The sequence below is a fragment of the Ulvibacter sp. 2210JD10-4 genome (assembly GCF_058148525.1).
Genome location: NZ_JBYVJZ010000003.1, coordinates 148,638 through 170,857, shown reverse-complemented (window position 1 = coordinate 170,857; position 22,220 = coordinate 148,638). Strand labels below are relative to the sequence as shown.

At 34.8% G+C, this 22,220-nt stretch carries 25 protein-coding genes; 18 read left to right on the top strand and 7 right to left on the bottom strand.

The genetic code is table 11. The annotated features are described in order from the left end of the window. Nucleotides 1–3 precede the first annotated feature (3 nt). Both ACY2RT_RS08850 and ACY2RT_RS08845 read right to left on the bottom strand, forming a co-directional pair. Nucleotides 4–1,089 carry a sensor histidine kinase gene (locus tag ACY2RT_RS08850; protein WP_490155552.1) on the bottom strand — a complete coding sequence of 362 codons (1,086 nt, stop codon included), beginning with the start codon at nucleotides 1,087–1,089 and terminating at the stop codon, nucleotides 4–6. After that, complete coding sequence (locus tag ACY2RT_RS08845) at nucleotides 1,086–1,895, bottom strand: LytR/AlgR family response regulator transcription factor (RefSeq protein WP_490155551.1); 810 nt, start codon at nucleotides 1,893–1,895, stop codon at nucleotides 1,086–1,088. The genes ACY2RT_RS08850 and ACY2RT_RS08845 overlap by 4 nt, the downstream gene beginning before the upstream one ends. Nucleotides 1,896–2,194: 299 nt before the next feature. On the opposite strand from ACY2RT_RS08845, the gene ACY2RT_RS08840 reads away from it, so the two are divergent. The 12 genes from ACY2RT_RS08840 to ACY2RT_RS08785 all read left to right on the top strand — a co-directional run bounded on the left by ACY2RT_RS08840 (nucleotide 2,195) and on the right by ACY2RT_RS08785 (nucleotide 11,487). Beyond that, a complete protein-coding gene (locus ACY2RT_RS08840; protein ID WP_490155550.1) occupies nucleotides 2,195–3,949 on the top strand; it encodes an FG-GAP-like repeat-containing protein in 1,755 nt (584 codons plus the stop codon). Then, complete coding sequence (locus ACY2RT_RS08835) at nucleotides 3,946–4,782, top strand: DUF5694 domain-containing protein (RefSeq protein WP_490155549.1); 837 nt, start codon at nucleotides 3,946–3,948, stop codon at nucleotides 4,780–4,782. Before ACY2RT_RS08840 ends, ACY2RT_RS08835 begins: the two co-directional genes overlap by 4 nt. An 81-nt stretch (nucleotides 4,783–4,863) precedes the next feature. Then, nucleotides 4,864–5,808, top strand: coding sequence for a 2-hydroxyacid dehydrogenase (locus ACY2RT_RS08830; RefSeq protein WP_490155548.1), 945 nt, complete (start codon nucleotides 4,864–4,866; stop codon nucleotides 5,806–5,808). A 19-nt stretch (nucleotides 5,809–5,827) separates the two neighbouring features. Next, nucleotides 5,828–6,247: a response regulator transcription factor gene (locus ACY2RT_RS08825; RefSeq protein ID WP_490155547.1), complete on the top strand. Its 420-nt coding sequence runs from the start codon at nucleotides 5,828–5,830 to the stop codon at nucleotides 6,245–6,247. A gap of 94 nt (nucleotides 6,248–6,341) precedes the next feature. Continuing rightward, on the top strand, nucleotides 6,342–6,800 hold the full coding sequence (locus ACY2RT_RS08820) for a DUF4199 domain-containing protein (RefSeq protein WP_490155546.1): 459 nt from the start codon (nucleotides 6,342–6,344) through the stop codon (nucleotides 6,798–6,800). A gap of 14 nt (nucleotides 6,801–6,814) precedes the next feature. Continuing rightward, nucleotides 6,815–7,201: a VOC family protein gene (locus ACY2RT_RS08815; RefSeq protein ID WP_490155545.1), complete on the top strand. Its 387-nt coding sequence runs from the start codon at nucleotides 6,815–6,817 to the stop codon at nucleotides 7,199–7,201. A gap of 96 nt (nucleotides 7,202–7,297) precedes the next feature. Then, the gene (locus ACY2RT_RS08810) at nucleotides 7,298–7,699 is read left to right on the top strand and encodes a TM2 domain-containing protein (RefSeq protein ID WP_490155544.1); all 402 of its coding nucleotides are present in this window, start codon (nucleotides 7,298–7,300) and stop codon (nucleotides 7,697–7,699) included. Nucleotides 7,700–7,721: 22 nt separating this feature from the next. Continuing rightward, nucleotides 7,722–8,108 carry an ArsR/SmtB family transcription factor gene (locus ACY2RT_RS08805; RefSeq protein WP_490155543.1) on the top strand — a complete coding sequence of 129 codons (387 nt, stop codon included), beginning with the start codon at nucleotides 7,722–7,724 and terminating at the stop codon, nucleotides 8,106–8,108. 16 nt (nucleotides 8,109–8,124) lie between these two features. Further along, entirely contained in the window at nucleotides 8,125–8,616 is a 492-nt protein-coding gene (locus ACY2RT_RS08800) for a DUF6428 family protein (protein WP_490155542.1), read from the top strand. A 1-nt stretch (nucleotide 8,617) separates the two neighbouring features. Further along, nucleotides 8,618–9,523 carry a GNAT family N-acetyltransferase gene (locus ACY2RT_RS08795; RefSeq protein ID WP_490155541.1) on the top strand — a complete coding sequence of 302 codons (906 nt, stop codon included), beginning with the start codon at nucleotides 8,618–8,620 and terminating at the stop codon, nucleotides 9,521–9,523. A gap of 125 nt (nucleotides 9,524–9,648) precedes the next feature. Further along, a complete protein-coding gene (locus ACY2RT_RS08790; RefSeq protein WP_490155540.1) occupies nucleotides 9,649–10,398 on the top strand; it encodes a hypothetical protein in 750 nt (249 codons plus the stop codon). A 120-nt stretch (nucleotides 10,399–10,518) separates the two neighbouring features. Next, the gene (locus ACY2RT_RS08785; protein ID WP_490155539.1) at nucleotides 10,519–11,487 is read left to right on the top strand and encodes an MBL fold metallo-hydrolase; all 969 of its coding nucleotides are present in this window, start codon (nucleotides 10,519–10,521) and stop codon (nucleotides 11,485–11,487) included. Here the strand turns inward: ACY2RT_RS08785 and ACY2RT_RS08780 are convergent. Further along, entirely contained in the window at nucleotides 11,474–12,028 is a 555-nt protein-coding gene (locus ACY2RT_RS08780; protein ID WP_490155538.1) for a DUF6702 family protein, read from the bottom strand. The two genes, ACY2RT_RS08785 and ACY2RT_RS08780, sit on opposite strands and share 14 nt — an antisense overlap. After that, the gene (locus ACY2RT_RS08775) at nucleotides 12,009–12,938 is read right to left on the bottom strand and encodes a YHYH protein (protein WP_490155537.1); all 930 of its coding nucleotides are present in this window, start codon (nucleotides 12,936–12,938) and stop codon (nucleotides 12,009–12,011) included. The genes ACY2RT_RS08780 and ACY2RT_RS08775 overlap by 20 nt, the downstream gene beginning before the upstream one ends. 220 nt (nucleotides 12,939–13,158) lie before the next feature. Between ACY2RT_RS08775 and ACY2RT_RS08770 the strand changes: the two genes are divergently transcribed. Next, a complete protein-coding gene (locus tag ACY2RT_RS08770; RefSeq protein ID WP_490155536.1) occupies nucleotides 13,159–14,127 on the top strand; it encodes a YitT family protein in 969 nt (322 codons plus the stop codon). Nucleotides 14,128–14,131: 4 nt separating this feature from the next. On the opposite strand, the gene ACY2RT_RS08765 is transcribed toward ACY2RT_RS08770, so the two are convergent. The 3 genes from ACY2RT_RS08765 to ACY2RT_RS08755 are packed head-to-tail and all read right to left on the bottom strand — an operon-like array spanning nucleotide 14,132 to nucleotide 17,734. Next, nucleotides 14,132–15,949, bottom strand: coding sequence for a GNAT family N-acyltransferase (locus ACY2RT_RS08765; protein ID WP_490155535.1), 1,818 nt, complete (start codon nucleotides 15,947–15,949; stop codon nucleotides 14,132–14,134). A 48-nt stretch (nucleotides 15,950–15,997) separates the two neighbouring features. Further along, nucleotides 15,998–17,254: an aspartate kinase gene (locus tag ACY2RT_RS08760; RefSeq protein ID WP_490155534.1), complete on the bottom strand. Its 1,257-nt coding sequence runs from the start codon at nucleotides 17,252–17,254 to the stop codon at nucleotides 15,998–16,000. After that, on the bottom strand, nucleotides 17,255–17,734 hold the full coding sequence (locus ACY2RT_RS08755) for a GNAT family N-acetyltransferase (protein ID WP_490155533.1): 480 nt from the start codon (nucleotides 17,732–17,734) through the stop codon (nucleotides 17,255–17,257). Nucleotides 17,735–17,816: 82 nt separating this feature from the next. On the opposite strand from ACY2RT_RS08755, the gene fbp reads away from it, so the two are divergent. The 5 genes from fbp (at nucleotide 17,817) to ACY2RT_RS08730 (ending at nucleotide 22,217) form a co-directional block, all read left to right on the top strand. Next, nucleotides 17,817–18,821 (top strand): class 1 fructose-bisphosphatase, encoded by a 1,005-nt coding sequence (gene fbp / locus ACY2RT_RS08750; RefSeq protein WP_490155532.1) that lies wholly within the window; start codon nucleotides 17,817–17,819, stop codon nucleotides 18,819–18,821. Nucleotides 18,822–18,879: 58 nt separating this feature from the next. Continuing rightward, nucleotides 18,880–19,233, top strand: coding sequence for a fructose 1,6-bisphosphatase (locus ACY2RT_RS08745; protein ID WP_490155531.1), 354 nt, complete (start codon nucleotides 18,880–18,882; stop codon nucleotides 19,231–19,233). 18 nt (nucleotides 19,234–19,251) lie between these two features. After that, nucleotides 19,252–20,073 carry a cell envelope biogenesis protein OmpA gene (locus tag ACY2RT_RS08740; protein ID WP_490155530.1) on the top strand — a complete coding sequence of 274 codons (822 nt, stop codon included), beginning with the start codon at nucleotides 19,252–19,254 and terminating at the stop codon, nucleotides 20,071–20,073. Nucleotides 20,074–20,215: 142 nt separating this feature from the next. Next, complete coding sequence (locus ACY2RT_RS08735) at nucleotides 20,216–20,701, top strand: Rab family GTPase (RefSeq protein ID WP_490155529.1); 486 nt, start codon at nucleotides 20,216–20,218, stop codon at nucleotides 20,699–20,701. Nucleotide 20,702: 1 nt separating this feature from the next. Then, on the top strand, nucleotides 20,703–22,217 hold the full coding sequence (locus ACY2RT_RS08730) for an ATP-binding response regulator (RefSeq protein ID WP_490155528.1): 1,515 nt from the start codon (nucleotides 20,703–20,705) through the stop codon (nucleotides 22,215–22,217). The last annotated feature ends 3 nt before the right edge of the window (nucleotides 22,218–22,220 follow it).

Below are 22,220 nucleotides of genomic sequence, written 5' to 3'. Positions count from 1 at the left end.
ATTCTATTTACTGTCTGGTATTTTTAAAATGGTGACCACCTGCTCTTCAGTATTCATCATTTCAAAAGTGAAATCTCCTTCATAGAGTGTGTCAAGTCGAGACAGTACATTACTAATTCCGGTTCCATAGGTTAGTTCCTCTTCATTTATTGGTTTACCATTATTAATAATTTTAAAAACTGTATAATTTTCTTCTGCAGTTATCTCTAAACCAATGTCTATAGTGTCATGCTGATAAGAGAATCCGTGTTTTACAGAATTTTCAACAATAGGCTGTAATAATAAAGGCGGCATACTTCGCTTCAGTAGTACTTCTGAAGCTAAAATTGTAAAATTCAATTTGTCCTGAAATCGTATCTTTTCTATATCAAGGTATTTTTTAAGCAGTGTGATCTCATCAGCAACAGGTATGAATTTGGTGTTTTTAATGGTTAAAGTTTGCCTTAATAACTCACTTAAGTCTGCAATGGCATCCTGTGATTTCTCATGACTTATGTCTATTAATGACGAGATATCATTGAGCGCGTTAAATAAAAAATGAGGTTGCAACTGTGATTGTAATGCATTGATCTTCGAATCCAGCAGCTGTGCTTTCAAATTTGACTCTTTTAACTCATAGTCTTTTTGTTTCTGAAAAAAATAATAAGCATACACAATAGCGATCATACAGAAATAGAGGAAGAAATTATAATCTGTCCCTAAAATTGCTCGGGTATAAATGTAATCCCAGGAAAAATCATCTGTACTGCCCATAAACCATTTTGATGCGAGAACTTGAAAAAATATTGAATAAAAAGCTAGTAGTATCGCAAAAATAAAATGCAAAAATATTCGCATCCAACCAGTTATGATCTTTTTCAGAAAAAGAAAGCGGACAAGAATAATTGCAAAAAAGATAAATGCGAATTTTGAAACATATCTAACAATGAGATTAACAAAAAGTTCCTGCCAACTAAAAGATGCATAGGCAATACCCTCCCACTTAGCTATTACTACACTTACGGTTGAAAGTAAGATCGACACCAAAAAAAAGAGCAATAGATATTTGACAAGCTTCCTGTCTAATGTATGTTTTAATACAGTTGTCATCGAATCCCTATTTTTTTTAGTACATCCTGCTTGTAGTTTTTACTTAATGAAAATGAGGCGCCGTCTATCATTTTAATACTAAAATCCCCTAATCCTTCACTTATAACTTCTTTAATGTTCTTTACGGCAACTATAGCAGACCTGTTTATCCTCGAAAAATCATTTGGGTCTAACTGTTCAATGAATTGACTCATAGAGATTCTGTGCACATGTTTTTGTCCTTTTACAGTATAGATCTCGGCATAATATCCTGAAGACTTTATATACAATATTTCATTTGTTTTTATAAAATAATACTTCTTCTTTTTTCTGAGTACTACCGAATCTAAATAGGCCGTTTTATTGTATTCGCCTTTCTTTTTTTCTTCGTTAAAAAACTGTATGAATTGCGACATTTTATTCTGAAACTTTCTCCTGCCGGTTAACTCTAACTGGTTAACGGCCCTATCCAAAGCTTCAATAAAACGCTGTTTTTTATATGGTTTTAATAAAAAATCGATCGCCTGAACTTCAAAAGCTTTTATCGCAAATACATCAAAAGCGGTTACGAAAATAATAATGGGAATAATTTCTGACGGAACTTGTTGCAAAACATCAAACCCGGTCATATCTGTCATTTTAATATCAAGAAATACAATGTCCGGTTTATTGGTGTTTAAAATTTTTATAGCCTCTTTTCCATTGGTAGCTTCAAATATTTCTGAATCAATGTGACTTTCACTCAAAAACTTTACAATGCGTTTTCTTGCCAGAGATTCATCATCTGCAATTAAAATTTTTATCTTTTTTGAAGCAACTGCCTCCATTTCTTATTCTTTTTATAATAACATTCGCTGCGAAATAAAGATACCAAGATTTTATCTATGGTAAAATGATACCAATTATTCAAATTTAGATACAGGATGGTTATAAAGTGATATAAACAAAAAAGCCTTTTTACAACAGGTTCTTTATAAAAAGATCTTCCTTTATATGTGCTTTATATCAAAACTTAACCTCTTTATATCATTTTAGCTTTTACACGTATTTCTTTTCAAAATATTTGTTCTAAATCCAGCCGTATAAGCGGTAAAAAATCATTGATATTACATTAAATCTTCATGCTATGAATATAAAAACACTATCTATTTTTATGTTACTGGGAATAGTTTGCACCCCTGTAACATTTTCTCAATCTTTTGAAGAAGTTTTCTTTCCGGATATATCTGATACGCCCTCGGCATCCAGAAGTGCGAATTTTATAGATGTTAACAAAGATGGTTGGGATGATATATTTATTACCAATGGCCCTTTGGGTGGACAAAACAATATGTTATACTTAAACAATCGAAATGGAACTTTTACAACAGTCACCAATGATATTATTGTAAATGATAACGACCGTAGTGATGGTGCAAGCTTTGCCGATGCAGATAACGATGGAGACCTGGATGCTTTCGTCGTTACTTACGGCGCTAATGGGCAAGGGAAAAAGAACTATTTCTACCGTAATAATGGTGACGGTACTTTTACCTACGAGCCAACTATTGCAATGGGGTTACCTCTTACCTATTCAGAAACAGCAAATTGGATAGACGTCAATAATGACCAAGACCTGGACCTGTATTTTACCAATAGTCTTCAAAGCTTGAATAACAGATATTTTGAAAACCTTGGAGATGGTTCTTTTCAAGCTATAACAAATCTATCTATTACCAGTGAAAGTTTGCCCTCCCGGTCTATTGACTGGGTAGACTACGATGGAGACGGAGACAATGACCTTTTTATTACTAATGAAGGAAATCAAAAGAACTCATTATTTAGAAATGATGGAGCAAATAATTTTACACAAATCACCAATTTGGCAATTGTACAAGATTTAAGAAACTCTATGGGTAGTTCCTGGGAGGACATTGATAATGATGGAGATTTCGACCTGTTTGTGGCAAATTTTGCAAACAATGGTCAGGCAAATCAACTTTTTATAAACAACAACGGAACATTTACAGAAGATGTTGGCTCTGTAATTGCTTCAGTAGCTACCAATTCATTTGGATCTTCTTTTGGAGATGTGGATAATGACGGTGATCTGGACCTATTGGTCTGTAATGCTTATCTAAATAGTCAAAATACAAACTTTTTATATCTCAATAACGGATTTGGAGACTTCAGTTTAGATACTACAAGTGACCTTGCCAATCATCAGGGACGGTCCTTTGGTTGTGCATTTGGAGATTATGATAATGATGGCTGGTTGGATGTTCTTTTGGCAAATAATTTAAATGAGAATCAAAACAATTCGGTATTTCGTAACACAGGTACCGGCAACAATTGGGTTAAAATATATTTTGTAGGAACACAGTCTAATTATTCGGCTGTAGGGGCTAAGATCAGATTGCGAAGTACGATCAACGGGAATGAAACCTGGCAAACCCGAAAGATAACAGCAGCATCGGGTTATTGTAGTCAAAATAGTTATACCGTACATTTTGGATTGGGAAATGCAACTATAATTGATGAAATTGTAGTAAGCTGGCCCTCCGGGTTAGTTGAAACGTACTCTAACACAGCTGTCAATGGAATCTATACTGCTGTAGAAGGCGACGGAGTTTTGGGAAATGAAGAAATTGAATTCTCAAAATTTACTATTGTCCCTAATCCGGTTATTGACTCAGTAACTATAAGCGGACCTGCCTCCAGAGAATTTGATATGCTAACATTTGAGATCTATTCTATGCAAGGAATGCTTATCAAAAAAAGATCCATAAACAGTAAAGAGAAAAATGTCATAGACCTTCCTTCATTAGCTTCCGGAACATATTTGTATGTTATAAAAGATGAAAATATTGTTGTAGATTCAGGCAAATTTTTGAAAGAATGAAAAGTCGATTAATTAGTTTTTTTCTTGTATTAACTCTTCTTGCGTGTAACCAAAAAAACTCTTTAGATACTGAAGCGATTGAGATTGAATCAGATAATATTCCTAAAATATCAATTTTAGGAATATTTCACTTTGCAGGCACGAGTGACTATTCATCTGTTTCTTTTGACAACTTAGAATCGGAAAAACGTCAAAATGAGATCTTTGAAATCATAGAAAAGATAGAAAAGTTTAAACCTACAAAAATACTTGTCGAGTATCCTTCCAATAAATCCGGCAAACTTGATAGTCTATACAACTCTTATCTAAATGATGAATATCAATTATCTATTAACGAAATTGATCAAATAGGGTTTAGAATTGCAAAAAAACTAAACCATAAAAATATCTATGCTATAGATTATACCTTACCACTCCCCTTTAATGACCTTATTAAATTTGCCGAAAAGTATGATGAAGAACGATTAAATAATTTTTTAAAATCTGTAAAGGAACAGGACAAATTAGAGTCTGAATACTTAGCAAAAACCACGCTCTTGAATTATTTAATTTTTAGAAATTCAGAAAAAGAAGACATAAGAAATAAGGATCAATACCTGAATCAAACAGCAAAGTTTGTTAATGATTCCACCTATATTGGGGCAGAATTTGTTTCCAAATGGTGGGAGCGAAACTTTATGATCATGTCTAATATTGATATGATCACAGAAAAAGAGGACAGAATATTTGTGATCATTGGAGCTGCACACAGAGCGGTTTTAAAAGATTTCTTTGAGGATAGAACAGACATAGAATATGTAGAAGTCCAAAAGTTCTTAAAAGATGAGAGGTAAAAGAGTATCATAAATAAAACTTATCTATATAACCTGTAAAAAATATTCAGGTTTTATATCTTTAGAAGATATTCCATACCATTGAAAATACTTCACCTAGATACCAATCACCCTTTACTTTTAGAGAAGCTGGAAGCAGCCGGATTTGTGAATGATGAGAACTATACCTCTTCAGAACAAGACATCAAAAGAATAATCCATTCTTATGAAGGTATTGTAATACGCAGCAGGTTTAAAATTGACCGTAATTTTCTTGATGCTGCTTCCAAATTAAAATTTATTGCTCGCGTAGGGGCGGGTTTGGAAAGTATTGATATTGAATATGCTGAAAAAAAAGGAGTACACCTTATTTCGGCACCGGAAGGAAATCGAAACGCAGTTGGAGAACATGCTCTGGGAATGCTGCTTTCCCTATTTAATAAGCTCAATAAAGCAGATGCCGAAATTCGTAAAGGCCTCTGGAATAGAGAAGAAAATCGTGGTATTGAGTTAGATGGAAAAACTGTCGGGATTGTAGGTTATGGAAATATGGGAAATGCGTTCGCAAAAAAGCTACGTGGTTTTAATTGTACGGTGATTTGTTATGATATTAAAGAAAATGTCGGTAATGAAAATGCGCAGCAAGTATCATTAGAAATGCTTCAGCAGCGAGCAGATATATTGAGTTTACATACACCCTGGACTCCTTTGACCGATAAAATGGTCAATTCTGAATTCATTCAAAGATTTCATAAGCCCTTCTGGTTAATTAATACGGCACGTGGTAAAAGTGTGGTTACTGCAGATCTTGTTTTGGCTTTAAGAACTGGAAAGATACTTGGTGCAGGGTTAGATGTTTTGGAATATGAAAAAAGTTCGTTCGAATCGCTTTTTGATGCTGAACAACTCCCTGAGGCCTTAAAAGAAATACTCACTATGGACAATGTGATCTTAAGCCCTCATATTGCCGGATGGACGTTTGAGAGCAAAGAGAAATTAGCAAAGGTAATTGCCGATAAAATAATTCGTAATTTTTCAAAGCTTTAAAAAGAATCTGCACACTTCGATGAAAAAGACAGTTCTCCTTTTCGGTATTTTAATTCTGGCAATTTTAACGCTCTTTCAACTTAGCAAATATTCTGTGCTAACAGGAGACCTGTCCATAGAAATTATTATTGCAATTATGGCAATTGTGTTCTTTTTTATTGGAATTTATGTCAACAAGAAAGTATTTAAGGCTTCCGTAAAAAAGAAGATTGAGGTCGATTCAAAAAAAATTCAGGAGCTTCAAATTAGTCCTCGAGAATATGAGGTACTTTGTGAAATTGTTAAAGGAGCTTCCAATAAAGAAATTGCGGATACTCTTTTTGTTTCAGAAAGCACTGTAAAAACACATGTTTCTAATGTTCTTTTAAAGCTAAATGCAAGGCGGCGTACGCAAGCCATTCAAATTGCTAAAGAGTTAAATATCATCCCCGAATTTTAAAATCATACGAAAGTTTAAGGTATTTGGTACTTTAGTATGAGTATCGTTTTGCTTACATCTTGTACGTTTGGATAAAATTAAAGCACTCATCAATATGAAAACGACAGTAATTAAATTTGGCATGTATGGCCTTCTCTCCGCCGCATTACTCTTTCTGGCAGCTTTGAGTTTAGGAAAAGAATTGAGCTTTAGTACTCAAGAAGTTATTGGGTACGTATCTATAGTAGTTTCGCTTTCTTTCGTTTTCTTCGGAATTAAAAGCTATAGAGATAAGGTAAACAATGGCAGTGTTTCATTTGGAAAAGCTTTTGCCATTGGAATTCTAATAAGTCTTTTTGCCGGACTTGGTTTTGGCATAGTAGATTATATTTATACAACAGTAATTAATCCCGATTTTATGGAACAATATATTGAAACCATGAAATCACAGGGATATGAAGATGAAATCCCAACATATAGCAGTGGGTTTTTGGCGTTAATCATGTTCTTGACAGTAGTCATCATTGGAATTATTATCTCTTTACTTTCTGCTTTAGTATTGAAGAAAAATTAAATAAATAACAACATATGAAAAACAGAGTTACAGGATTAGGTGGGTTTTTCTTTAAAACAAAGGACCCCGATGGAATAAAAAACTGGTATAAAAATCACTTAGGTCTAAATACAGATGCGTATGGTTGTACTTTTTGGTGGAAAGATGATGAAGGTAACAAATGCTCTACGCAGTGGAGCCCCTTTAAAGAAGACACTCAGTACTTTGCGCCAAGTAAAAAGGAGTTCATGATGAATTTTCGTGTTGAAAATTTAGTTGAAATGTTAGCTGTTCTAAAGAAGGAAGGAGTTACAGTAGTAGGAGAGGTTGAAGAGTATGAATATGGTAAATTTGGATGGATCGTTGATCCCGAAGGAAATAAGATAGAGCTTTGGGAGCCTGTTGATAGTGCTTTCCAGTAAAGCACATGAGTTGATCATTAAATTTATGGGAATTCAGGTATATTCACTTGAAAAAATTTTATACATTTAACATTCAACTAAATACAATCAACGATTATGGAAGAAAATAATAATAACGAAGGTTACGACAGCACTAAGGATAATACGGAAGATGCTGCTGAAAATGTTAAGCAGGAAGCAAAAAATACTGCTGAAGAATTCAAAGAGGGCTGGAACCAGGCTACATCAAGCGGTGATAATAAAAAGATCATGGCCGGGATATTAGGTATTGTACTGGGTGCCTTTGGAGTTCATAAATTCATTCTGGGATATAATAAAGAAGGAATTATCCTGTTGGCATTAACTTTGGTTGGAATTGCTACTTCATGCCTGTTTTTTGGAGTTTTTCTTTATATGGCCGCAGGTATAGTTGGCTTAATTGAAGGAATTATATACCTCACTAAAAGTGACGAAGAGTTTTACGAAACCTATCAAGTAGGTAAAAAACCTTGGTTCTAAAAAACTAAAGCCTTTGAAAAAAATGATCAAAGGCTTTTTTATTACATATATTCATCGTAATATTGCAATATATAAATACAATATTATGGGTGTTTCAAAAAGACATATACATTCGGTTAGTGTAAATCAACTGGCAGACTTAGCAAAGGTGCTTTCGCATCCGGCGCGGATTTCTATCCTTAATTACATTGGTGATTGTGAAGGGTGTTTGTGTAAAGATATTTCAGAGAAAATAAGGCTTTCACAGCCCACAACTTCACAGCACTTGCAGGTGATCAAAAAAGCAGGCTTGTTAAAAAGTAAATATGAAGGTAAAAGTCAGTATTATACTATTAATAAAGATCGGTTAACGACTTTAAAAGAACTATTTCATGACTTTTTTGAAACTACCGAACAAAAATGCTGTTAACTAAACTATAACTCTTATGAAAACGCAGGAATTATTACAACTACTGGAAACAAATAAAGACAAAGCATTACTATTTGAATATGCCCCTAGCCAATTGGTGGGTGCCAACTACCATATTACCGAGGTAAAACACATTGCCATCGACTCCGTAGACTGTGGTGCCCGAGTAGATGCCTGGAACGAGACCATAGTGCAGTTATGGGAAAGCCCGTCAGAGATCGGCAAAACAGAATACATGACTACTTACAAGGCATTGAGCATTTTTAAAAAAGTAGGAACTATGAAGCCTTTCGACCTGGATTCTGAAGTAAAATTTGAATACGGTAATTCGTTATTTCATACAGCGCAACTATTTGTTAACGATTACGAAATACAAAACAACCAGTTACTATTTAAATTGGCAGTGGAAAAAACCGATTGTAAAGCAAAAGAAACCTGTGGTGTGCCGGAAACTGAAGCGGTAACCGCTGATGCTTCATGTTGTACTCCTGAAAGCGGATGTTGTTAAAATGAAAATAATCAAGTTACAAAAGGAGCATTACCCGGTAGTCTCAAAAATATATTTGGAAGGTTTAGCCACGGGTATTGCTTCTTTTGAAACCAAAGTACCGTCTTGGGAAGAGTGGAATGAAAAGTTTCTCAAAGCATGTAGGTATGTGGCTATTGTAAATAATGAAGTGGTTGCCTGGTGTGCATTAAGTGCAGTTTCCAAACGGGACGTTTATAAAGGAGTTGTTGAAGACACTATTTATGTAGCTTCAGGATTTCAGGGAAAAGGAATTGGAAAAATATTATTACAATATTTGATTTCTGAAAGTGAAGCTAATGGATTCTGGACCTTACAAGCTGGAATTTTTTCGCAGAACAAAGCAAGTATTAAATTACATGAGGAGTGTGGATTTAGAGTCATGGGATTTCGCGAAAAGATCGCAGAAAGAGATGGAGATTGGCACGATAATATCCTCATGGAACGTCGAAGTAAAAAAGTAAATTATATGAAAAACATCTTGGTCCTTTGTACCGGAAATAGTTGTAGAAGTCAGATAGCTCATGGCTACTTAAAGTATTTTTCCAAAAGAACCGCCACTATCTACAGTGCCGGGATTGAAACACATGGGCTAAATCCGGGCGCTGTAAAAACCATGGCAGATGATGGTATCGATATTTCAGATTATACATCCAATCATGTAGATGAGTACCAAGGAATAAACTGGGACTATATCATTACCGTCTGCGACCATGCCAATGAAAACTGTCCTTTTATACCTGCTCCCAATGCAAAACGATTGCATCAAAACTTCAGTGACCCTTCAAAAGTAAGTGGTACAGATAAAGAAATTGCTGAAGCTTTTGTGAAAACCCGCGATGAAATAAAGAAGTATTGTAAGGACTTTGTCGCTCAATATTTGGTATAAGTATGCTGTAATATATTGTGAAGCAATACGGATCTTATTAGAGGTTTTCTATTATTCCTTTTAGCAATGATGTAAAGAATTAGTAGTCTAAATTTTATATATTTAGAGAAACTAATTAGCTTCACATGATTAAATTCTTCCGTAAGATTCGCCAAACTTTTCTCTCTGAAAATAAATTCAGCAAATACCTTCTCTATGCAATTGGTGAAATTGCTTTGGTAATGATTGGAATCTTATTGGCCCTCCAGGTAAACAATTGGAATACACAAAGAATTCAGAAAAACGAAATTTCTGCTAAATATGAGCGTATTCTTGAAGAGTTGCAGTTTGGTAAAATGGTTGTATCACAGAAAATAAAAGTTATAGATTCTGCGGTCATTCGTTCGAACAAGCAAACACTTGAACTACTAAGGCAAAAAAATGAAGATTCCGTTCCTGCCATTTATAAAAAACTTAAGTTTCTGGCTTTTGTAGTAGTAATTAATCACGACATGCCTACTACAAACGAGTTTATGAATGAAGGTTATCTTTCTAAGGTCGACAATTCACAGTTGAAAGATCAGTTTCTGGACCTAAAGAACAAATTAAGTTTTAGCACTACAATTGATGATTATGCCAAGTCTCAATTAAATAGCCTTATAGAACCCTATATAATAAAGAATTTGAATTACGCCCAAGTAGTAAACCTGCCGGATATGGTAGCAATTAATCCCGTTCAAGACCATTCTTTCTTTTTTGGCAATCGCGAGCTTGAAAATCTGATCAATTTAAAAATAGAAACTGACCAAACTAAAATAGATCATCTTGAATCTTTAAAAAAAGCCCTGGAAAAAGTTTCAAAAGAGATTGAACAGGAGTTAACAAACCACCCATGAATACCTTCGATGTAATAACAGTAATTGCCATAATACTTTTTGCCAGATTGGGAGTTAGGTTATATTTCCGGTATAGAAAATTGAAAAATGATTCTAAAAATCCTAAAAACGATTCTTGAATTGAAAAATATAGTTTTGTTCTCCTTCTTAATGATTTTCTCTCTTGGATGTCAAGAAAAAAAAGAGTTGCAACAAAGTAAAAAACCTTTTTCTCACAATAGTGTCACTAAGACTTCATTGGTAATTCTGGGCACGATCCAAGATGCAGGGTCTCCGCATATTGCCTGTAAAAAAGAATGCTGTTCCTCCCTTTTTGAAAACCCGGATCCAAATAGAAAAGTTGTTTCGTTGGGCCTTATCGACCCACAAAACAGAAAAACCTTTCTTTTTGAAGCAACACCGGATATTTCTGAACAAACAAAAAAGTTGCAGCAACTTTCCAATTCAAAAAATGAGCTTCCGGACGGAATTTTTGTTACTCATGCACATATTGGTCATTACACCGGTTTGATGTATTTGGGTAAAGAAGCTACCAATGCCAATGCTATTCCTGTTTATGCCATGCCAGGAATGAAAAGTTTTCTGGAAGAAAATGGCCCGTGGAGTCAATTGATCACCAATAATAATATTGCTATTTCTGAAATGGAGGATATGCAAGAAATTACACTTACTTCAAACTTAAAAATAACACCATTTACAGTACCGCATCGGGATGAGTTTTCAGAAACCGTTGGATTTAGTATTGAAGGGCCTAATAAAACAGCTCTTTTTATTCCGGATATCGATAAGTGGGAGAAATGGGATACATCCATAATCGAAGCTATTTCAAAAGTAGATTATGCTTTCCTGGATGCTACATTTTATAATGGTGTAGAAATTAACAATAGAGATATTTCCCAAATTCCTCATCCTTTTATTATTGAAAGTATGAAACTATTTAAGGATTTACCTCTTTCAGAAAAACAAAAAGTTCACTTCATTCATTTTAATCATACCAATCCTGTTATAAATGCCGGTAGTAACGCATACAAAACTGTGATCGAAAATAAATTCAACATTGCTCAGTTTAATTCTGTTATTGAATTATAGCTCCTTTAGATAAAGAGCTATTTACCAGAAAAGATGCTTTTTTTGAGTTCTTATCGAAAAGAAATTTTTCCGTACCGTGAAAAAGTTCAAATTTTACAAAATTGTAGGGTTTGCGATATATTTTGGTAAAACTGCTTACTGTTACCTCTACTTCTTTCCAACTCTTTGAGCTATTGAGTAAACTAAATTCTATAGTTGCATCATGCCGATCCAAATTTGAACTTACAATTACAAGCGCTACCAACTCACCGTTAACACATAGCTCGATATTCTCATTGAAGTAATCTGCATATTCCTCCTGATAATCCTCCAATTTAATAGTTGAAAGTTTTTTCATTTCTGGATCAAGGTACTGCAACAGGTCAATGATAGACTTTGTAGTACAATGTATGGTTAATGTCTCTGTTCTTTGCTGAAAAACATAGCTTATTTCACCGGGATTGTGGGCCGCAAGCGGCCCTACAACTCCGACAACCATCACTAATGAAGCATAAATAAGTTGTTTATAAAAATTCATATCACTATTGAAATCTAAAATCATTACTTGGAGTGCCTGAAAAGCATAAAGGAGATGAAGGAAAATTATCGGTAATTACATAATAATACTCATTGTCGCTTTCAGGCGTTTTTCCAAAACGGCCATTACATTGGTCTAACACAGAAATTCCGGAAACATATTCATAATCCTGAAAATAAGTGCCGTCATAACAACCATCCGGTGCTGTTGCACCGTCTCCTCCTCTGGAACCTTCTTTTAACTCATATCCGCTTGTTAAAGCAACTATATTGGTGCCCACCTCATCATAACCATATTTATAATAGATTGGAAAACCGTCAGCGGCATATCCCACTTTAACCATCTCACTTCCATCAATGTTCATATCTGATGTTAACGCATTAGGTGTACCATGATAGTGGTATTTACCTGTAGGTTGTACATGAGCATTATTACAATCCAATCCTAAATCTACAGTTGTGGTTAAAGTGGTGATATTCCATTCCATATTAGTGCCGCCGCTACCAACAAAAAATTCTGCTGTATAAGGGTCCACAGAAACTCCGCTAAAAAGAATTCCAAATTCATAACCCTGACCTGATGTTATATTTGTTGCTTGCTGTGGAGTTAGATCTACCGTATAGGTATTATTTTGTTCACTTACGGTATTTGGATTTCCGGAATTTGGGAACTCTCCTACTAAATGTTCCGGGATACCATTAAAGGTAATGGTCCGGGTATCTGCTCCGGCATCAACTACTTCCTGGTAAATACTATTGAAAGCAAGGTCTATGTCACATCCATCTGTGGTAAGGTTAATGGTAAATGTGCTGTTTACGCTGGTACAATCTGTTGTATTTTGATCATCTGTAATTACGCTGTCATCATTAGATGAACAGGCAATAAAAACAAATCCAAAGATTTTAAAAACCGGGAGAAGCTTCTTAATATTCATGAAATTGTTCTTAATAGTTAATACTACTATGACAACAACTTATGCGAAAGGTTTAATCACTAAAAAGATTCTTTTTGTAACTCACTATAAATGAATATTTTAAAAACCTAATGTTTATATAAACCTGAAGAAGAAAAAGTTATAAAATATAAGGAGTAACATTTATTTGAAACGCTATTTTTTTACTAGCTTCGTACAAAACCACTGTATATAATTATCAATGAATTCGTTTTTCAAATATATTGCCACAGTTGTCACAAAATTGCGACTTAAAAACAGGAAAGGTTCACTCCCCACTAAAGTATTTGAAAAAGAGTTTAAGGAAACCAAAGTTGAATTGTCTCACCTTTTTAAAGACAGTTTCCTGATCTTACTAGGTATTGTATCTGCTAGTATTGGACTTAAGGGGTTTTTGTTACCCAACGCATTTATTGATGGTGGAGTGACGGGGATATCGCTTATTTTAACTGAAATTACCGGCCTCTCGCTAGCCATTTTTATAGTCCTGGTAAATGTCCCTTTTATTATATTAGGATTTTCAACTATTGGCAGGCAGTTTGCATTTCGAAGTTTGATTGCAATTGCCGTACTTGCCGTTTCGGTACACTTTTTTGAAGTTCCCATTGTAACGGACGATAAATTACTCATTGCAGTGTTTGGCGGTTTTTTTCTGGGAGCGGGTATAGGATTGGCAATTCGTGGTGGAGCAGTGATCGATGGTACCGAGGTATTGGCAATTTTTATAAGTAAAAAAACAGCTTTGACAATTGGGGATGTTATTTTGCTTTTTAACATTCTGATTTTTAGTATAGCTGCCTATATATTTACTATTGAAACATCTCTCTATGCTATGTTGACCTATCTTGCTGCTTCAAAAACCGTTGATTTTGTAGTTTCCGGTATTGAAGAATATGTAGGAGTTACCATTATTTCAGATCATAGTGAAGACATAAGACTTGCAGTAATAGAAAAAATGGGGCGAGGTTGTACCATTTATACTGGAAAAAGAGGTTTTGGTAAACGCGGTGACAGATTGAAAGAAACAGATATTATTTACACATTGATTACACGTTTAGAATTAGCAAAACTACAAACCGAAGTAGATAAAATTGACAAAAATGCTTTTCTTGTAATGCATAGTATTAAAGATGCGAAGGGTGGAATGATCAAGAAACGGCCTATGAAGTAAATACCTACTCCTCTTCATTTCGCTGCCCTCCTGTATATCGCTTTTCCAGCTCGGCCTGAAATTCTTCCATAACAGGTTTTACTGTACTTTCCGGGAGGTCTGCAATACGAATATACATTAAACCATCAACCGCATTGTTGAAGAGTGGGTCGACGTTGAACGCAATTACTTTGGCGTTTTGCTTAATATATTTTTTGATGAGTACCGGAAGTCGTAAGCTTCCCGGTTCTACCTCATCGATGATCTTGTCAAACTTATTAAGATCGGCTTCACTCGCATCAAAAATGAAGTCTTTATCAGCATCTTTCAATTTTACTTTAAACTCCTTTTTTGGGTTAATGTATTGTGCCACATAAGGGTCGTAGTAATTGGATTTCATAAACTCGATCATCAGCGACTTAGAGAATTCAGAAAATTTATTACTTATACTCACACCGCCAATTAGAAACTTATGCTCCGGATAACGTAATGTAGTATGCACAATACCTTTCCAAAGCAGAAACAAAGGCATAGGACGTTGTTGGTATTCTTTAATAATGAATGCGCGCCCCATTTCAATGGATTTACTCATCATGGAGTATAATTCCGGTTCAAACCTAAAGAGGTCCTGCAAGTAGAATCCGTCTATACCATACTGTGAAAAGATCTTCGATCCTAAGCCCATCCTATAGGCCCCGGCTAATTTCTTGGCTTCATTATCCCACAAAAACATATGGTGGTAATAGCTGTCAAATTTATCCAGATCGGTAGCATTGTTTGTCCCTTCTCCAACTTCACGAAATGTAATTTCCCGTAATCGCCCAATTTCCTGTAATATTTTTGGGATTTGCATTGCCGGAGCCAAAAACACCTCATAATTTTTACTAATCAACAATCGTTTGTCATCTTTACGAAGTGCTTCAATTTCGGCTTCCATTATTTCCATGGAAATAGGGCCGGCAATTTTTTTGGGGGGCTTTGGAATTTTCAAATTCTTTGGAATGTTTTCGAGCAGTTTTTTCTTCTGAAATGGGTTTGCCAGCACATAAGTTTTCTTCCGAAGAAATTCAGTAAAGTCATCCAATGATTCATGTTCGGCCTGGTCTGCTGCCGAAATAGGATTACCAATACGAACCTTTATAATACGTTCTTTTTGAGTTAAAAGTTCTGAAGGTAATTTTGCCGTACGCAATGTATCGCTCAACTTTGCCAAACGGTAAAAGAACTTGCTGTTTTTAGCATGAAAATATATAGGGACAACAGGGACTTCGGCCTTTTTTATCAGTTTCATTGCTGCTACTTCCCATGGTTTGTCCACCACCAGTTTATCATCCCTGTAAGTAGAAACTTCTCCGGCAGGAAATATCCCCAAAGGATGCTCTTCCCGTAAATGTGTAATTGCTGCTTTGAAACCCATCATGCTACTTTTCACATCTTTCCGGTTCTCAAAAGGGTTCACTGGCATCACATAGGGTTTAAGTGGTTCTATACGATGCAACAAAAAATTAGCAATGATCTTAAAATCCGGGCGGTGTTCCAAAAGCAGTTTTAATAAAAGAATTCCATCGATACCACCTAAAGGGTGATTGGAAATAGTAATAAATGCGCCCGTTTTTGGGATACGCTTTAAATCTTCTTCGGGAATTTCAAAATTAATTTCAAATTCATCCAACAGCGCATTAATAAATTCGAGGTCGTTTAAATGCTTATTTCTATCATAAATTTTATTCATGGTAGAAATATTAAGCAACTTCATTAGCACCCACCCCATAGACGTGCCCAAAAAGCCGAATTTATCAACATTGATAGCCTTCGCTACTTCTTTGGCATTAACTAGTCCCATGAGCTGTATTGGTTATTACGAAACACAAATATAGCGAAACAATCCTTACTATTCTTTCACTATCAACTGTACTGTTTCCCTGCTTTCTTGCTTTAAAAGCACCGTTTTATTTTCGGTAAGTGCCTTAATTTCTGAAGGTTTTGAATGGCGAATAGTGTATAGGGTCACACCCTCATTCCATTTTACTTTGAATTGCTCCCGAAGCTTTGCCAGTAATGCCTCCAGATTATTGTACTTATTATCTATACATACCGAAAAGCTAATAGCAGAATTCTGAATCAGTTCCACCTTCATCTTATATTCATGCAACCATTTAAAAACATTGCTAATATGGTCTTCCATTATAAAGCTGAAATCCAGCGAAGAAAGTGAAATGAGTACTTGGTTTTTTTTCAGAATAAAACATGAGGTCATAGGGTCCAATTGTACCCCTTTACCTACACAGGTTCCCGGTTCCTGAGAGTTTAAAAATGATTTTACGTATAACGGAATTTCTTTTCGCTGCAAGGGTTGCAGGGTCTTTGGATGAATCACAGAAGCTCCGTAAAATGCCAGCTCAATAGCTTCTTTATATGAAATATGATGCAACAATCTGGTCTTGGAAAAATAGCGCGGATCTGCATTTAGAACCCCGGGGACATCTTTCCAGATAGTTACACTTTCGGCATTCAAGCAATAGGCAAAAATTGCTGCCGTATAGTCACTTCCTTCAAGGCCTAATGTTGTTGTAAAATTATTGCTGTTTTCAGCTCCCAAAAATCCTTGTGTAATGGTAATCCCCTCCGGGTTTACTTTTTCTGAAATGTTTTGTTGCGTAACTTTCCAATTTACGTTAGCTCCCCGATAATTGGAATCTGTTGCTACACAAGACCGGGCATCAAGATATGTGTTCTTTATTCCTATTTCCAAAAGATAAGATGAAACGATCGTAGTAGAGATCAATTCACCAAATGACACTACCTGGTCATACACAAAAGCATGATTTTTAGATCTTGAAGTTTTCAAAAAATCATTTAGTTCTTTAAAAAGGGTATTTACATTGGTAAAGACCGAATGGGAATCGTTAGGGAATAAATTTGATACAATTCTATAATGAAAATCATATATCGAACTCACAGAAGCTTCAACTTCTGAAGGGTTTAAAAAATAATTGGACACAACCTTTCCTAAGGCACTAGTCATCTTCCCCATTGCTGAAACAACTACCACTAAATCCGGTTCGTTGGTTTTTTGTAAAACAACTACTAAATTTTTAACCCCTTCAGCATCTTTTACCGATGCTCCTCCAAATTTGAAGATTTTCATTTATAGATTTTCTATATAGTTTTTAATTCCTTGTTCGTCCATTTCTACCAACTGCCAATCTCTTAGGACCTTTGCACCGCTGCGTTCATAAAATTTAACAGCACCCTTGTTCCAATCCAGTACTACCCATTGTACGCGTTTTACCCCTTGAGATTTCGCATAACGCATAACTTCGGTATACAAAGCTTCTCCTACTCCTTTTCCTCTCATATGCTCTTTTACGATCAGGTCTTCCAGATGTACTGTGCGTCCTTTCCATGTCGAAAAACGAAAATATAGCAATGACATTCCAACAACTTCATTGTCAACTTCGGCAATAAGGCAAGTAAACATAGGAGATGCTCCAAACCCTTCCTGTTGTAATTCTTCTACTGTTACTTCTACGGCATCGGGTTCTTTTTCAAAAACAGCAAGTTCAACAATAAGCTCCAATACCTGTGGCATGTCTTCTTCTGTTGCTTTTCGAATATTTATTTTCATAAGATTGGTTTTGCTTCGCAAATATCGGTTCATTTTCTTAAAAAACCCGATATTTGCATCAAATTCAAGACAACTTGACCTCATGGCAAAACAAAATCAGACTTTAGGCGAATTTATAATTGGAAATCAGAGTGAATTTCAGTATTCCAGTGGTGAACTTTCCCGACTCATTAATTCCATTCGCCTGGCAGCTAAAGTGGTAAATCACGAAGTGAATAAAGCCGGTTTAGTTGATATTCTAGGTGCAGTGGGTGATACTAATATTCAAGGAGAAAATCAGCAAAAACTGGATGTTTATGCCAATGATGCTTTTATCAAAACATTGACCAATCGAGAGATTGTTTGTGGGATTGCCAGTGAAGAAGAAGATGATTTTATAACCATTAGAGGTCGCAATAAGAAGAATGATAATAAATATGTTGTATTGATCGATCCTTTGGATGGTTCTTCAAATATAGATGTGAACGTTTCTGTTGGAACTATTTTCTCAATTTATAGAAGAGTTACTTCAGAAGGAACTCCTGTTACTTTAGAAGATTTTCTACAGCCGGGAAATCGTCAGGTAGCAGCAGGATATATTGTATATGGAACCTCAACAATGATTGTTTACACTACAGGTCACGGTGTAAATGGATTTACTTTGAATCCTGCCATTGGCACCTACTATTTGTCACATCCAAATATGAAATTTCCCGAAACAGGGAATATCTATTCGGTAAACGAAGGGAATTATGTTCATTTCCCACAGGGTGTTAAGGATTATATCAAATATTGTCAGCGAGAAGAGGAAGATCGTCCGTATACATCGCGGTATATTGGTTCTTTAGTTTCAGATTTTCACAGAAACATGATTAAAGGAGGTATTTATATTTATCCAAATACTTCAAAAAATCCGGATGGTAAATTACGTTTACTTTATGAATGTAATCCTATGGCATATATTGCCGAACAGGCCGGGGGTAAAGCAAGTAATGGTTTTCAGCGTATTTTAGATATTCAACCTACCAAATTACACCAACGTGTACCTTTCTTCTGCGGAAGTAAATTGATGGTTGAAAAAGCTGAGGAATTTATGCAAAGCTCCTAAATATCATTTTTTCAATTGCGTTATTCAATTTTTTTCTAAATTTATACAAACAGAACATATGGCAAAGAGAAAGACTAATGAGCCTGCCAACGAGCAAGTTGATTCTGCTTCAAAGATAGAAGCTATTAAAAACCTTATTTTTGGGGAAAATATAGAGCAATACGATAGTGAGTTTACTACCCTCAAAAAAGATATTGAAAAGAAAAAAGAATTACTTGAAAATTACATAGATGAAGTTCGCAACGAACTTATGCAATCTATTGATTCCCTAAGCACAGATGTAAACATTCGCATTACTGATCTTGAAGATGCCGTAAATGCAAAAACCGAAGCGCTTACCGAAGAAAAAGTTGACCGCAAAGAGTTAGGGAAACTCCTTATAAATCTAGGAGAAAAAATTAGCGCTAAATAATACTATTAAAATTTGGTAATGCTTGATGAAGAGGAAAAATTACAACTTCTTAGAGATATTCTGTTAATTGATGACAGAGAGGTGGCTCGTGCTGTAAATCAGCGTCTTGACACCATCACTGAACTGCTTGAAAAAAGGGATAAACTTTCAGAAAAGGTAGATCCTATCATCGACAAAAAAATAAAAGTTTTTATTGACGAAATTCCTGTTACTTTAGGACCCACCATTACTAAAGCCCTTAAAGAACAAATTGAAAATTCTAAAGAACAGGTTGTAGAAGCATTATACCCTATTATGGGTAAAATGATTAAGCGGTATATACAAAATGAAATACAATTACTTTCAGAAAACGTGAATAAAAAAGTTAACAATGCTTTTTCATTTAGTTCAATTAAACGCAGGTTGCAGGCTCGTTTCACCGGTGTAAAAGAAAGTGATTTAATGTTAAGTGAATTAGATGCACCACAGATCAACGAAATATTTGTAATACAAAAAGGATCTGGAATTCTATTAGGTAATTACAGTACTACTTCTACTGTAGACAAAGATATGGTCTCCGGAATGCTAACAGCAATTAAAAGCTTTGTTGAAGATGCCTTTGAAGGAGGAAATCAAAATCTGGAAGCTATTGAATACGAATTATACAAAATTCACATTCAAAATTTTCATAGTTACTATATAGCAGTTGTTGCATCCGGGAACTATACCCGGGCTTTTGAAAGTAAGATTGAAAATAAATTATTGAAACTCTCAAATAGGCTTTCCTCACAAATTTCCTCCCTAAAAAAAGAAGAAGTCGATCGTATTTTAAAAGATTTCTTTAGACAATGGAGCCATTAAAAAGAAAAGGCTTCACAACTACATAAAATTATTAAGATTATTGAAAAGAATATTGGTATCTTGCAGCTTGAATTCTTCAGGTTGAGGAGGGCTTGAAATAGATTTCAATTAAATAATTTTGTAATTATTAAAAAATAATTTAATGGCCCGATCTAAAAAAATCGTACTCCTTGGTCACTTTGGTGTTGGTAAAACCAGCCTTGTACGACGCTATGTCGATAGTCTTTTTAGTGAAGATTATCTGGTTACCGTTGGCGTTCATGTAAAGAAAAAAGATATTGATCTCAATGGTGAAACCATTTCACTTATCATTTGGGATATTGAAGGAAATAGCGCCATTTCTAAAGCCAGAAAATCATACTTGCTAGGAACACATGGTTTTATATACGTCTTTGATGTAACGCGCCCTGAAACTTTTGAGAATATTGGAGAGGAAATAATCTATCTGAAAAGTGAATTTCCCAATATTCCTTTCTGTATTGCCGGGAATAAAGTGGATTTAATACAAACACAAAGCTCAAAGGATTTCTTTGAAAAAGAAGAATTTAAAGATTGCATTTTTACAAGTGCCAAAGAAGGTGAAAATGTAGAGAAAATCTTCCTTGATATTGCTAAGCAAATGATATAATATGGAATTTGCAAACATCAAAAATGATATTTATAATTCTAAAATTCAGGTTGTTGAATTAAATAGAAAAGGAATTGTTCAGGAAAGTGAAAATACTATCTTTTCAATATCCAAAAAAAAGTCCATCACAGAGATACATCCTTTTTTTATCGGAATCGAACCTCTGCTACCTCAAATAACTAAAAAAATACATTTCCCTTGTGTTAATTTAGACATTGCTCCAAAGCTACTAATCGCAGATGTAGATATTATCCCTGACAAAGACAAGGTATATCTTCTCATTTTCGATTTTACCGAACACTACAAAGATTCTCACCCATTAGTACAAGAAAAAAATGAGGCGTCCATTGCCAAAGAAAAACTTGCTTTTGAGAGACAATTGCTTATTGCTAAAGAAGAGTTTAAAAATAAGTTTCTGGCAAACCTTAATCATGAAATAAGAAATCCCCTGAACAGCCTTTTAGGGTTTATGGATGTTTTAAGGAAAACCAAACTATCCTATGAGCAAAAAGAGGCCCTTAACGTAATGCACGAAACGGGAATGCATATTAAAATCCTCATGGAGGATTTGTTGGATATCTCAAGAATAGAAAATGGAATTACAGACATCAAAAATATTCCTTTTAGTATTAATAAGACCCTACATGGACTTATCAGGCATTTTAGCTTAAAATATAATGAAAAAAGCATTGACCTTCATCTCAAAATACACAAAGATGTTCCTGTAAGAGTTTTGGGAGACCCTACAAAACTTAATCAAATACTATTTAATTTATTGGAAAATGCTTTTAGGAACACCAAAGAAGGAACTATTTCTGTAGCGGTTCTTTTAAAAGAAAAAAAGGAAGGGAAAGTATACATTACCTTTATTATTAAAGATACCGGCTCAGGGATTTCAAAAGATAATCTACCTAAAGTTTTTGACTCCTATCTCCAATTAGAACTAAACAAAGTTAAACCACTTGGAGAAGGCTTGGGCCTTAGAATTGTCAAAGAGCTTACCAGTTTATTGGGTGGTTCTGTTACAGTGGATAGTGTTTTGGGAGAAGGCTCTTCTTTTAGTATTACCCTCCCTTTTGACAAAAAAATCAAAACCAATAAAAAAAGTAAAACAGTGCCTAAAGGGACTGGTATTGTACTTAGCAAACGTATTTTAATTGTTGAGGATGACGAAATGAACCAAATGCTCTTTATGAAAACTTTTATCAATAATGAAAAGGCGTTCTATATTGAAATTGCTCAAAGTGGAAAACAGGCTATTGATCTACTAAACAAAAAGAAGTACAATCTGGTTATCACAAAAATGAAGCTTCCGGATATGGATTGTTTTAATATGATACATCACTTACGTGAAAACCCTGATTTAAATATAAGAGAACTTCCTGTTCTGGTTGTAAGTGGAAGAACAATGGTTGAAGAACAGAAAAAAATAAAAGAGTCAGGTGCCACTTCTTTTTTAAGTAAGCCATACTCCAAAAAAGAGCTATTTAAAAAAATTGGTGCCTTAATAAACTAGATA